Genomic DNA, 12,700 nt, shown 5'->3' on the forward strand with positions numbered 1-12,700 from the left:
ACAAGTAAGCGGCTTTTAAATTTAAACCAATATTTATACTAATTTAGCAAGAATATCGTTAAATGTAGTGCTTGGACGCATCGCTTTAAAGGCTGCATCATCGTTAGGCTGGAAGTAACCGCCTAAATCAACTGCAGGACCTTGCGCATCGTTAAGTTCACTTACGATTTGCTCTTTATTAGACTCAAGGTCGCTAGCAATTTGAGTAAACTGTGCTTTAAGTTCACTGTCATCATTTTGCTTAGCAAGTTCTTGTGCCCAGAATAAAGATAGGAAGAAATGAGAACCACGGTTATCAATTTCTTTCACTTTACGTGAAGGAGACTTGTTTTCTGCTAAGAAAGTGCCTGTCGCTTTATCTAGCGTATCAGCAAGTACTTGTGCTTTGTTGTTACCCGTAGTTACGCTTAGGTGCTCAAGCGATGCAGCAAGTGCTAAAAATTCACCTAAAGAATCCCAACGTAAGTGGTTTTCTTTTTCGAATTGTTGAACATGCTTAGGTGCAGAACCACCCGCGCCAGTTTCAAATAAGCCGCCACCGTTCATAAGAGGAACAATTGAAAGCATTTTAGCACTCGTACCTAGCTCTAAAATTGGGAATAAATCTGTAAGGTAATCACGTAATACGTTACCTGTTACAGAAATAGTATCTTTACCTTCTTTAATACGCGCTAATGAGAACAATGTTGCTTCAAGCGGTGCTAAAATTTGAATATCTAGGCCAGCTGTATCGTGATCTGGTAGGTATTTGTTTACTTTTTTGATTAGCTCAGCATCGTGCGAACGATTTTCATCTAACCAGAAAATAGCAGGAACGCCTGTTGCGCGTGCACGATTTACTGCAAGCTTAACCCAATCTTGGATTGGTGCGTCTTTAACCTGACACATGCGCCAAATATCGCCTTGCTCAACACTGTGCTCAAGTAATGTATTGCCATTTGCATCAACAACACGGATAGAACCATCTGCTTTAGCTTCAAACGTTTTATCGTGTGAACCGTATTCTTCAGCTTTTTGAGCCATAAGGCCAACGTTTGGAACGCTACCCATAGTTGTTGGATCAAACGCGCCATTTACTTTACAAAAATCAATAGTTGCTTGGTAAATACCTGAGTAACAACGATCTGGAATTACAAAGCTTGTGTCTTGTAATTTACCATCGTTATTCCACATTTGGCCGCTTGAACGGATTGCAGCAGGCATAGACGCATCGATAATCACGTCACTTGGTACGTGTAGGTTTGTAATACCTTTATCAGAGTCAACCATAGCAATAGCAGGGCGGTTAGCGTAAACAGCTTGAATGTCTGCTTCAATTTCTTCGCGCTTAGCATCATCTAATGTTTGAATTTTAGAATATACATCGCCTAAACCATTATTTACATCAACACCTAGCTCTTCAAAAAGCTCACCGTGTTTTGCAAATACATCTTTGTAGAATACTTTTACAGCGTGACCAAAGATAATTGGATCAGATACTTTCATCATTGTCGCTTTCATGTGAAGCGAGAATAAAACACCTTTTTCTTTAGCAGCGTCAATTTCAGCAGCTAAGAAAGCTTGAAGCTTAGAAGCGCTGATGCTTGATGCATCAATAACTTCGCCAGCTAAAAGAGGCGTGCTTTGTTTAAGTACAGAAACGTCGCCGTTAGTTGCAACATGTTCAATGCGTACATCAGTGGCCGTATCAACAGTTACTGACTGTTCTGAACCAAAGAAATCGCCTTCGCTCATGCTTGCAACATAAGACTCTGAATCTTTGCTCCACGCACCCATTGAATGTGGGTTGTTACGTGCATATTCTTTTACAGAACCTGGTGCGCGACGATCTGAGTTACCTTCACGTAGTACAGGGTTTACTGCACTGCCTTTGATTTTGTCGTAAGCCGCTTGAATTGCTTTTTCTTCATCATTTTTAGGTTCAACAGGGTATTCTGGAAGAGCGTAACCTTTTGCTTGAAGCTCTTTAATTACAGCGCGAAGCTGTGGTACAGATGCACTGATGTTTGGTAATTTGATGATGTTTGCTTCTGGTGTTTTAGCAAGCTCGCCAAGTTCAGCAAGTGCATCACCAATGCGTTGTTCTTGTGTTAAATAATCAGGGAAGCTAGCAATTACACGACCTGCTAATGAGATATCGCGAGTTTCAACTTCAACACCGGCCGCATTTGTATATGCTTGGATGATCGGTAGCAACGAGTAAGTTGCTAGTGCCGGAGCTTCGTCCGTTTTTGTATAGATAATTTTTGATGTCATCATCATTCCTAGATAGTAGACCGATAAGGTCTTATTCAACAATGCAAAGAAAATCATTACTAATGAGTGAGTACATATTATTAAACAAGTTAATGAATACATACGCTCGTAATGAATAGTTTGTTAGGTGTTGGTACTCAGCGTTGCTCTTTTATAAAAGCAGAATAGTCACACCTGACGAACTGGAATTGTATTTATAGCTAAAAAATTAACAAAAATAAATCAGCCTTTAGCCTAGTACATATAGAATAGGCGACAAGTTGGATTAGTTGCTGCGTTAATACGCAATTTTTAGCACCAAGAGTGTAACAAGCTTAAATAAAAAGGGCTAGGGTCTGTTGATCTTTGCGGATTAAAATTTGTTCAAACTAGGGGCTATTTTATCGCGGCGCGAGGTTTGTAACCTAGTGGGCTAAGTAAAAACCGAGCAACAAAGAGTAAATAGCCCCTAGGAAGAACCCTTTGGGCAGCGCCTGTTTGGCATTAATGCTACGTTATCGCCCATTTATGGGGAATAACCACACTACATAGGCGCTGCCTTGCCTAAATACCAAACAGACTGCTGCAAATTTAACCTTGAAAGATCAACAGACCCTAGAGTTTGAGCATGCCCAATAAGCAGTTAAACAATCAACTCTTAGAACATTGGGGTATATAAAATAAATTCAAGGAAAAGGGTTGAATTTGGATGAAAAGAGGCAATAAATAGAGGAGAAGAGATAAGTTAGTGTGCTTAAGGAATTAAGCGAGGATCTTAAAAGGTCACTCGCTTTAGTCGAACAAAACAATAGTCACTCAATAATGTCACCATCTGGGGCAATATTTTTAGCGTGTAGACCTTTAGGTCCTTGTTCTAATTCGAATGTTACATCTTGACCAGCTTTAAGCGTTTTATAACCGTCCATTACAATTGTTGAGTAATGAGCGAAAATATCATTCTCGCAGCCGTCTTCCACGATGAAACCAAAACCTTTAGCGTTGTTGAACCATTTAACTTTACCGCAAGCCATACTTCTACATCCTTCAATAAGTTGACTAATTTAGTTATTCTAAATTGTATTATTTGCTAGACTGACTAAGGTTTAATCAATCTACGTTTGACTGTAGTTTATTTAGCCAACCAGTCAAGTGTTTTGAGTTATTTTTTTAACATTTTATTTATTTTTTATTCAAGTTTGCTTGAGTTACAAAGACAAGACTATATTTAATTATGAGTGGTATGAAAGATTCAGGTGTTATCGACACAGTTCGCGACAGTGAAAAGCAAAAGCTACAGCCGCCGCGAAAATATAAAGTTGTTTTAAATAACGACGACTACACGCCGATGGACTTTGTAATAGAAGTTTTAACGACGTTTTTTAATATGGATAGCGATAGAGCAACCGACGTGATGCTTCAGGTTCATGAAAAAGGTAAGGGTATATGCGGTGTTTACAGCGCTGACGTAGCCCACACCAAAGCTGAACAAGTTAACCGCTACGCGCGTGATAACGAGCATCCACTGCTTTGTAGTTGTGAGCAGGAATAATACCAATTTAATACAATTGGTATAAATACCAATTAGGGTGATCAAACATCCGATTGTTGTGGTATAAATTATTATCTCAGTAAGGGGTTGCCAATGCTAAACAAAGACTTAGAACTCACATTAAATGCCGCGTTTCGTGAAGCGCGCACTCGCCGTCATGAGTTTATGACCGTAGAGCACCTTTTACTTGCGCTGTTAGATAATCCTTCTGCAGGAGAAGCCCTAAACGCGTGTGGTGTTAATATTTCTGGTTTAAAAACCGAATTATTAGAATTTATTGACGAAACAACACCTGTCATTCCTGATTTAGAAGAAGAACGTGAAACTCAGCCAACACTTGGTTTTCAACGTGTATTACAACGCGCTGTATTTCATGTGCAATCGTCAGGTAAAAATGAAGTTACTGGCGTTAATGTGCTAGTTGCTATTTTTTCTGAGCAAGAAAGCCAAGCTGTATATTTACTTAAAAAGCATGATGTATCGCGTTTAGATATCGTTAACTTTATTTCGCATGGAATTTCTAAAGCAGATGATGATTTAGGCAACGACAGCGACGATATTCATGATGAAGTGCAAGAAGTTCAAAATGAAGAAGCAAGCAAGCTAGACAGCTTTACAACTAACTTAAACGTTCAAGCAAGTGAAGGTAACATTGACCCACTGATCGGGCGCGACAGCGAAGTAGAGCGCACGGTACAAGTATTGTGTCGTCGTAAAAAGAATAACCCATTACTTGTTGGTGAAGCGGGCGTTGGTAAAACAGCAATTGCTGAAGGCTTAGCGTATCGTATTGTTAATAAGCAAGTACCAGAAGTAATTGCAGACGCTGTTGTGTACTCGCTAGATATGGGTGCATTGCTTGCGGGTACTAAATATCGTGGCGACTTTGAAAAGCGCTTTAAAAGCTTACTTAAAGAGCTGCAAGCTGAGCCAGGCTCTATTTTATTTATTGATGAAATACATACCATAATTGGTGCCGGCGCGGCGTCTGGTGGTGTTATGGACGCATCAAACTTGCTTAAACCACTCCTTTCAAGTGGTAAGCTACGTTGTATGGGTTCAACCACTTACAATGAGTATAAAAATATTTTTGAGAAAGACCGTGCATTAGTTCGTCGCTTTCAAAAAATTGATGTACTTGAGCCAAGTGTTGCCGATACCACTAAAATATTAAACGGCTTAAAAGAGCGTTACGAAGAGCACCATGGTATTCGTTACACTCAAAAAGCATTAAAAGCAGCTGCAGAACTGAGTGCTAAATACATTAATGAGCGTCACTTGCCAGATAAAGCAATAGATGTAATTGATGAAGCCGGTGCAAGTCAGCGCCTGCAACCTAGCTCTAAACGTAAAAAAACCATTGGTGTGGCAGATATAGAACTAATTATATCTAAAATGGCACGTATTCCTGCGCAAAGCGTCTCGTCAACAGATAAAGAAACGCTTAAAAACCTAGACCGTAACCTTAAAATGCTCGTGTTTGGGCAAGATCAATCTATTGACGCGCTTACATCAGCGATTCGTTTATCTCGCTCTGGTTTATCGAGCGAAGAAAAACCTGTAGGTTCGTTCTTGTTTGCAGGGCCTACCGGTGTGGGTAAAACAGAAGTAACTAAGCAACTGGCTAAATGCATGGGTGTTGAGTTTATTCGTTTTGATATGTCGGAGTATGTAGAGCGCCATGCAATAAGCCGATTAATTGGTGCACCACCAGGGTATGTTGGTTTTGAGCAAGGCGGTTTATTAACAGAAGCCGTTATTAAAAACCCACATGCGGTTGTACTTTTAGATGAGATTGAGAAAGCGCATCCTGACATTTACAACATTTTGCTACAGGTTATGGATCACGGTACGTTAACCGATAACAATGGTCGTAAAGCTGATTTCAGAAATGTAGTGGTTGTAATGACTACCAATGCGGGTGTACAAGAAACTACACGTAAGTCGATTGGTTTTACAGAGCAAGACCATACACATGATGCAATGGGCGAAATTAATAAAGTATTCTCGCCTGAATTTAGAAACCGTTTAGATAACATCATTTGGTTTAATCACCTTGAACGTGAAGTTATTTTACTGGTGGTTGATAAGTTTATTGTGGAACTGCAAGCGCAGCTTGATAAAAAATCGGTTAACCTTGAGCTTACGTCCAAAGCACGTGAGTGGTTAGCAGATAAAGGCTACGATAAAGCGATGGGTGCACGTCCAATGGCGCGTGTTATTCAAGAAGAGCTTAAAAAGCAATTAGCTAACGAAATATTATTTGGTGAACTTGTTGATGGCGGTACGGTTAAAGTATCGGTTAAAGATAAGAAGATTCGCTTTGATTACGAGAGTAATTTAACACCAGCTTAAACGTTAATTAAATAATTTAGTTAAATAAAATGGCCCGCTACATAATAGCGGGCCATTTTTTTTGCCCTTTTTATAGGCAACAAAAAACCCAGTAAAAACTGGGCTTTTTGTTTATTAAATGTAATTGCTAGTCAATGTCTATCAATTACATTTAATAAACGCTTAAAGCTAGTTAAATACTAGCCAAAAACTAAATCTCGTTTACGCACTTACTTAGCGAGCACGGAATACGATACGACCCTTTGATAAATCGTAAGGAGTCATTTCTACCGTTACTTTATCGCCGGTTAAAATACGGATATAGTTTTTGCGCATTTTGCCTGAAATATGAGCCACAACTACGTGACCATTTTCTAGCTCAACTCGGAACATTGTATTTGGTAAAGTATCAAGGACAGTCCCTTGCATTTCGATTACGTCTTCTTTCGCCATGTTTAGCGTAACACCTCTTTAATAGTTAAACGCTGCAGATTTTGCCCAAAATACTCCAATAAGTAAAGGCGCAGGGGCTATATTTGCAAATTAAATAGCCACCCACTCATCATTGAGCTGTTTTTGAGCAGGTAAAAACTGAGTTTTGTACTTCATTTTGTCGCATTCATCAATTTGATAGCCCAAGTACACGTATTGTTTATTTTGTTCTTTAGCAAACTTTAGCTGCTCTAATATCATCACAGAGCCTAAACTATAGTGTTCAAAGTCGGGGTCAAAAAAGGTGTAAATTGCAGAAATAGCGCTATTCATACAATCGGTTACAGCAACTGCGACTAAAGTATCTTGGTGCCACAGTTCAATAAATGTGATCTTAAGCCAACTGCAAAGCAAAAAACTTTGAAACTGTTCTTTTTCAGGAGGATACATACTTCCATCCTGATGACGCATCGTTATGTACTTGCTATAAAGCGGATAGTACTCAGGTCGCTCTTGCGTTGAATATTTTACCTCAAACTGTGTTTTTGCTTTGTTTAGTTTACGTTTTTGCGATTTTGAGGGCATAAAGTCTTGTGCTAATACACGTACAGAACTACATGCGCTGCATATTGGACAGTGCGGACGGTATATTTGATTACCACTGCGACGAAATCCTAAACCTAATAAAGACTCAAATTTGTCGGTGCTGTAGCAACTGGGATCAAGAATAACTAAAAGTTGTTCTTGTCTGTTGGGTAGATAACTACAGTCAAACTCTTGGGTTAAACCAACACGTGCAGGAAGTTGTTCATTCATAGATTGCGTCAAGTTCTTGTGGCTCCCACATAATAGGGTTAACAGTATAGTTATGTGCAGCTTTTAGTTTAGTCAAAAATGTGGAACGGGGGATTACTTGTGCACCCAGGGTCATTAAATAAGGGTTTTCTAGCTGGCAATCAATAAAATGCGCATTATGACGTTTAAGCCAATTTACAAGTGCCCACATAGCAAGCTTGGAGCAATTGGTTTGATGATGAAACATTGACTCACCACAAAAAACACCATTTTGCATAATGCCGTATAAGCCACCTGCAAGCTCCCCGTTACTCCACACCTCTAAACTATGTGCAATGCCAGCATTGTGTGCATTAACGTAAGCGTCGAGCATGTCAGAGGTGATCCAGGTGCCATCGGTATCAAGGCGCTGATCGCGACAGGCTTCTATCACCTCTTCGAAGGCATTATTAATGGTTACTCTTACAGGGTGCTTTTTTAAATGCTTACGCAGGCTCTTACTTATATGAAAATCATTAAGCTCAAAAATGCCTCGCTCGCTAGGCGACCACCACATAATAGGCTCATCTTCGCTAAACCAAGGGAATATTCCGCTTTTGTAGGCATTACTTAGGCGAGGTAAGCTCAAATCTCCGCCAATTGCTAGCAAGCCATCAGGGGATTCTAATGCGTATTCCGGATTGGGGAATGCTATATCGGTTTCACTTAATTGGTATAGCTGATTTCTCATACAGTACTTATTTTATAATTGATCGTAAAAGTGTAACTATATTTTAGACATAAAAAAAGGGCTGAATAATCAGCCCTATAATAATTTATTTAATTGCTTATAAATTATCTAAGAAACGCTCTGCATCAAGGGCAGCCATACAGCCTGTACCCGCAGATGTGATTGCTTGACGGTAAATGTGGTCTGACACATCACCTGCAGCAAAAACGCCTTCTACGCTTGTTTGAGTCGCGTTACCGTGAAGGCCAGACTCTACAACTAAGTAGCCATCTTTCATTTCTAGTTGACCAACAAACATATCTGTATTTGGCTTGTGACCGATAGCAATAAATACACCGGCTAAATCAAGTTCTTCAGTTGCATCAGAGTGTGCATCTTTAATGCGCACACCGGTTACGCCCATTTGATCGCCTAATACTTCGTCAAGCGTACGGTTGTAATGCATTACAACGTTACCGTTTGCTGCTTTTTCAGCAAGGCGGTCAGCAAGTATCTTTTCACTGCGGAAACTGTCACGACGATGAATAACATGTACTTCGTCAGCAATGTTAGATAAGTAAAGCGCTTCTTCAACCGCTGTATTACCACCACCAACAACCGCTACTTTTTGACCTTTATAGAAAAAGCCGTCACAGGTAGCACACGCCGAAACACCACGGCCTTGGAAATTAGTTTCAGACTCTAGGCCTAAGTATTTAGCAGAAGCACCTGTTGCAATAATTAACGCATCACATGTGTAAGTACCTTGGTCACCAGTTAGTGTGAAAGGGCGCTTAGATACATCTACTTTATTGATGTGATCGAATATGATTTCAGTTTCAAAGCGCTCAGCGTGCTCTTTCATACGATCCATTAACGCAGGACCTGTTAAACCGTGTGCATCACCAGGCCAGTTTTCAACTTCAGTAGTGGTGGTTAATTGGCCACCTTGTTGAATGCCTGTAATTAAAACAGGGTTTAAATTTGCACGTGCTGCATATACTGCGGCAGTATAACCAGCTGGGCCAGAGCCTAAAATTAGTAGCTTACAATGTTTTGCTTCAGTCATTATTTTTCCTAAACGTTTAATACTGTGTTCAATATGCTCATTAATGCGCTTGATTCTAAGAAAAACAAGGCAGATGTAAACAAAATCCGCGATTATTTTTTTTCTCAAATCGAAAAGCTGTGCAGTATTGTGTACTAGAGCTCTATGCTTTTACAGCTAATATGTCAAAGTAGCTCAATAAATAGACTAACAGGCAATAAAACAGCGTTAATTCATGACCCCTTTGATTTTTTTTGTTATGTTTTACCTAATTTTATTTGTCACTGATAGATTATGTGACCTAAGCAAATAGGCAACTATGTTATTTTGGCAGGAAAAACCCGCATTCGGGTTGACTTCAAAAGACGTTAACGTCTTAACCAATGCGCAAGATTACCGAACGCAATTGCTACGTTTGATAGCTAACGCAAAAAAACGAATTTATATTACGGCGTTGTATTTACAAGATGACGAAGCAGGCCGCGAAATTTTAGAAGCGCTGCATCGTGTGTCATTGGCAAACCCCGCACTTGAAGTAAAAGTGCTGGTGGATTTTCATCGTGCGCAACGTGGATTAATTGGCGCTGATAAGTCAGACGGCAACGCAAGTTTATACTGTGACGATTTAGAAAAGTTTAAATCGAACGTACAAGTATATGGCGTACCTGTAAAAGCTAAAGAGTTATTTGGCGTATTGCATTTAAAAGGTTTTGTAATTGACGACACCTTACTTTACAGCGGCGCAAGCTTAAATAATGTGTACTTGCAATACAGCGAGCGCTACAGACTCGATCGCTACTTTTTAATAACGCAGAGCGAGCTGTGTGACTCGGTAGTTGATTTTATTGAGACTAAGCTGCTTAGTTCAGTTGCTGTACCGCGCATAGACACTCGACCGCTTAAGCGTTTGCATGACTTTAAGCTTGATCAAAAGCAATTAATGCGTGATTTAAAAGTAGCAAGTTATAACGCAGCAGAGCAGCTAAATACCAAAGCATTAGGTATTCGCTTGTTTTTAGGGCTCGGGCGGCGTAACAACGAACTGAACAGACTAATAAAAGCGTTATTTGATACCACAGAACAAGAGCTTGTGTTGTATACGCCATACTTTAATTTTCCGGCACCGCTTATGCGATCACTGCGCCGATTATTAAAGCAAGGTAAGCAAGTGACTATTGTAGTAGGGGATAAAACAGCAAATGACTTTTATTTACCGCCAAGCGAGCCGTTTAGTAAAATAGGGGCATTACCTTATTTGTACGAAACTATTTTGCATAAGTTTGTAAAAACGCAAAAGCGCCATATCGATAACGGTAATTTAAATGTGTATCTGTGGAAAGATGGAAGTAATTCGTTTCATTTAAAAGGTATATGTTCAGATAGAACAAAGCATTTACTGAGCGGGCATAATTTAAATCCGCGTGCATGGGGTCTTGATATCGAAAACGGTATTTTAATAGAAGATCCAGAGCAAACAATTATGGATGCTATTGATAACGAAAAGCAGGAAATTTTACAACACTGCCGACGTTTAACAGGCCCAGATGATTTAGAGACGATGGATGATTATCCGCAGCCAGTTAAAAAACTACTTGGCCAAGCTAAGCGCGTAAAAGTAGATTTTATAATTAAGCGTTTTATCTAAACTATTTTATTTAAACCAGTTTATATAAATCTGAAATTTAAATACAAAAAAAAGCAGCTAATTAGCTGCTTTTTTTTATGGGTTGTAGTTAGGTTGCTACATTACTAAATAATAACCTAACTACAAAACGCTAAATTATGCGTTTTCTACCGCTGTGCGTGGGTCAACATATTCCATGTTGAACGCTTCAGCTACTTCTTTGTAAGTTACTTGGCCTTTAATTACGTTTAAGCCTTTTAAGAAGTGAGCGTCATCTAGTAATGCCTTTTTATAACCTTTGTTTGCAAGGTTAATGATGAAAGGCAATGTTGCATTGTTAAGTGCAAACGTAGATGTACGAGGAACAGCACCTGGCATGTTAGCAACACAGTAGTGAACAACTTCATCAACGATGAAAGTAGGATCAGCATGCGTCGTTGCTTTAGAAGTAGCAATACAGCCACCTTGGTCGATTGCAACGTCAACAATTGCAGAACCAGGTTTCATTGCTTTAATGTGCGCAGCAGTTACTAATTTAGGTGCAGCTGCACCTGGGATTAGTACGCCACCAATTACTAAGTCAGCTTCTAGTACGTGTTTTTCTAATGCATCAGCAGTTGAGTAAATAGCTTTTACTTTATTACCAAATTGCGCATCTAGTGCACGTAATACGTCGATGTTACGATCAAGCACTACAACTTCAGCACCAAGGCCAACAGCCATTTGAGCTGCGCTACGACCAACCATGCCGCCGCCAATAACAACAACTTTAGCAGCTTCAACGCCTGGTACGCCACCTAGTAGCATGCCACGACCGTGGTTAGATTTTTCAAGCGCTTGTGCACCAGCTTGAATAGACATACGACCAGCAACTTCGCTCATAGGAGCTAGAAGCGGTAAACCACCGCGAGAGTCAGTTACAGTTTCGTATGCAATACAAATAGCTTTACTTTTTACAAGGTCTTCAGTTTGTGGAAGATCAGGTGCAAGGTGTAAGTAAGTGAAAAGAATTTGGTCTTCACGTAGCATTGCACGCTCAACAGCTTGTGGCTCTTTTACTTTTACAATCATGTCTGCTTTAGCGAAAACGTCAGCAGCTGTTGCTAAAATTTCAGCACCCGCTAGCGTGTAATCTTCGTTAGTAAAACCAATACCCATGCCTGCATCAGTTTCTACAATCACTTGGTGACCGTGGTTTACTAATTCACGAACACTTGCAGGAACCATACCTACACGGTATTCATGGTTTTTAATTTCTTTAGGAACACCAATAATCATATCATTTGCCTTATTAAGAACGGATTAACATTTTCCACTATTATATTCATCATAAGCCCGTGTGTCTCACCTTTTTTAAAGTCAAATCTAGTGTTATCATCTATATAATAAAAATAAACAGTATAAAAAACTAGTTGGTACTATGCATCAATTGTTAGATAGAATTGACCGTAAAATTTTAATGGAATTACAACACGATGGACGCTTGTCAAATGTTGAACTGGCCAGACGAGTTGGCCTAAGCGCCACGCCCTGTCTGGAACGAGTGAAAAAGCTAGAACGAGAAGGCTACATACTTGGCTATAAAGCAGTGGTCGATCCAGCTAAGCTTGGACAAGGTTTATCGGTGTATGTAGAAGTAACAATTACTAAAACTTCTCCCGACGTATTTGATGAGTTTAGTGCGGCCGTTAAAAAGCATGAAGAAATTATAGAATGTCATTTGGTATCGGGTAATTTTGATTTTTTACTTAAAACGCGCGTAAATGATATGTCAGAATACCGTGGCGTATTAGGCGACATATTATTAAAATTGCCTAATGTTAGTGAAAGCCGAACTTATGTAGTAATGGAAGAAGTAAAAGGTGAAGAAGGCGTAATTATTCGCCCCTATATTACTTAAGGTTATTTATATTAGCTTGTGCCATTTGCTTATATAAGCTCAAATTATAAAAACTTGTTCATAATCAGGCCATC

General features: G+C 39.5%; 11 protein-coding genes. 4 read left to right on the forward strand and 7 right to left on the reverse strand.

All coding sequences use genetic code 11. The features are described 5' to 3' along the window. Positions 1 to 33: 33 nt before the first annotated feature. Entirely contained in the window at positions 34 to 2,256 is a 2,223-nt protein-coding gene (locus WNY79_RS04055; protein ID WP_197185784.1) for an NADP-dependent isocitrate dehydrogenase, read from the reverse strand. Positions 2,257 to 3,047: 791 nt separating this feature from the next. Further along, positions 3,048 to 3,266: a cold shock domain-containing protein CspD gene (cspD, locus tag WNY79_RS04060; RefSeq protein ID WP_002962500.1), complete on the reverse strand. Its 219-nt coding sequence runs from the start codon at positions 3,264 to 3,266 to the stop codon at positions 3,048 to 3,050. Between the two features lie 209 nt (positions 3,267 to 3,475). Here cspD and clpS point away from each other — a divergent pair, with 209 nt between their 5' ends. Further along, positions 3,476 to 3,784 carry an ATP-dependent Clp protease adapter ClpS gene (gene clpS, locus WNY79_RS04065; RefSeq protein ID WP_007585109.1) on the forward strand — a complete coding sequence of 103 codons (309 nt, stop codon included), beginning with the start codon at positions 3,476 to 3,478 and terminating at the stop codon, positions 3,782 to 3,784. Positions 3,785 to 3,877: 93 nt separating this feature from the next. Then, positions 3,878 to 6,139 carry an ATP-dependent Clp protease ATP-binding subunit ClpA gene (clpA, locus tag WNY79_RS04070; protein WP_170070794.1) on the forward strand — a complete coding sequence of 754 codons (2,262 nt, stop codon included), beginning with the start codon at positions 3,878 to 3,880 and terminating at the stop codon, positions 6,137 to 6,139. A 213-nt stretch (positions 6,140 to 6,352) separates the two neighbouring features. Here the strand turns inward: clpA and infA are convergent, their stop codons facing one another. The 4 genes from infA to trxB all read right to left on the reverse strand — a co-directional run bounded on the left by infA (position 6,353) and on the right by trxB (position 9,123). Further along, complete coding sequence (infA, locus tag WNY79_RS04075) at positions 6,353 to 6,571, reverse strand: translation initiation factor IF-1 (protein WP_002962494.1); 219 nt, start codon at positions 6,569 to 6,571, stop codon at positions 6,353 to 6,355. 90 nt (positions 6,572 to 6,661) lie between these two features. Beyond that, positions 6,662 to 7,366, reverse strand: coding sequence for an arginyltransferase (locus tag WNY79_RS04080; RefSeq protein ID WP_010552618.1), 705 nt, complete (start codon positions 7,364 to 7,366; stop codon positions 6,662 to 6,664). Further along, on the reverse strand, positions 7,359 to 8,075 hold the full coding sequence (aat, locus tag WNY79_RS04085; RefSeq protein ID WP_170070795.1) for a leucyl/phenylalanyl-tRNA--protein transferase: 717 nt from the start codon (positions 8,073 to 8,075) through the stop codon (positions 7,359 to 7,361). Before aat ends, WNY79_RS04080 begins: the two co-directional genes overlap by 8 nt. A 97-nt stretch (positions 8,076 to 8,172) precedes the next feature. After that, positions 8,173 to 9,123, reverse strand: a complete 951-nt coding sequence (trxB, locus tag WNY79_RS04090; protein WP_008168643.1) for a thioredoxin-disulfide reductase — start codon at positions 9,121 to 9,123, stop codon at positions 8,173 to 8,175. Between the two features lie 298 nt (positions 9,124 to 9,421). Here trxB and pssA point away from each other — a divergent pair, with 298 nt between their 5' ends. After that, positions 9,422 to 10,747, forward strand: coding sequence for a CDP-diacylglycerol--serine O-phosphatidyltransferase (pssA, locus tag WNY79_RS04095; RefSeq protein ID WP_076924545.1), 1,326 nt, complete (start codon positions 9,422 to 9,424; stop codon positions 10,745 to 10,747). A 135-nt stretch (positions 10,748 to 10,882) separates the two neighbouring features. Here pssA and ald read toward each other — a convergent pair whose 3' ends face one another. Beyond that, entirely contained in the window at positions 10,883 to 12,004 is a 1,122-nt protein-coding gene (gene ald, locus WNY79_RS04100; protein ID WP_024599039.1) for an alanine dehydrogenase, read from the reverse strand. A gap of 142 nt (positions 12,005 to 12,146) precedes the next feature. Between ald and lrp the strand changes: the two genes are divergently transcribed. After that, positions 12,147 to 12,626: a leucine-responsive transcriptional regulator Lrp gene (gene lrp / locus WNY79_RS04105; RefSeq protein WP_007582985.1), complete on the forward strand. Its 480-nt coding sequence runs from the start codon at positions 12,147 to 12,149 to the stop codon at positions 12,624 to 12,626. Positions 12,627 to 12,700: the final 74 nt, after the last annotated feature.

Source organism: Pseudoalteromonas sp. AS84, from assembly GCF_038900255.1.
In the GTDB taxonomy this organism is placed as follows: domain Bacteria; phylum Pseudomonadota; class Gammaproteobacteria; order Enterobacterales; family Alteromonadaceae; genus Pseudoalteromonas.

Coding starts and splice junctions, on each gene's coding strand:
- clpA (WP_170070794.1), top strand. CDS start 3,878: ATGCTAAACAAAGACTTAGAACTCACATTAAATGCCGCGTTTCGTGAA.
- ald (WP_024599039.1), bottom strand. CDS start 12,004: ATGATTATTGGTGTTCCTAAAGAAATTAAAAACCATGAATACCGTGTA.
- pssA (WP_076924545.1), top strand. CDS start 9,422: ATGTTATTTTGGCAGGAAAAACCCGCATTCGGGTTGACTTCAAAAGAC.
- WNY79_RS04055 (WP_197185784.1), bottom strand. CDS start 2,256: ATGACATCAAAAATTATCTATACAAAAACGGACGAAGCTCCGGCACTA.
- cspD (WP_002962500.1), bottom strand. CDS start 3,266: ATGGCTTGCGGTAAAGTTAAATGGTTCAACAACGCTAAAGGTTTTGGT.
- clpS (WP_007585109.1), top strand. CDS start 3,476: ATGAAAGATTCAGGTGTTATCGACACAGTTCGCGACAGTGAAAAGCAA.
- trxB (WP_008168643.1), bottom strand. CDS start 9,123: ATGACTGAAGCAAAACATTGTAAGCTACTAATTTTAGGCTCTGGCCCA.
- infA (WP_002962494.1), bottom strand. CDS start 6,571: ATGGCGAAAGAAGACGTAATCGAAATGCAAGGGACTGTCCTTGATACT.
- aat (WP_170070795.1), bottom strand. CDS start 8,075: ATGAGAAATCAGCTATACCAATTAAGTGAAACCGATATAGCATTCCCC.
- lrp (WP_007582985.1), top strand. CDS start 12,147: ATGCATCAATTGTTAGATAGAATTGACCGTAAAATTTTAATGGAATTA.
- WNY79_RS04080 (WP_010552618.1), bottom strand. CDS start 7,366: ATGAATGAACAACTTCCTGCACGTGTTGGTTTAACCCAAGAGTTTGAC.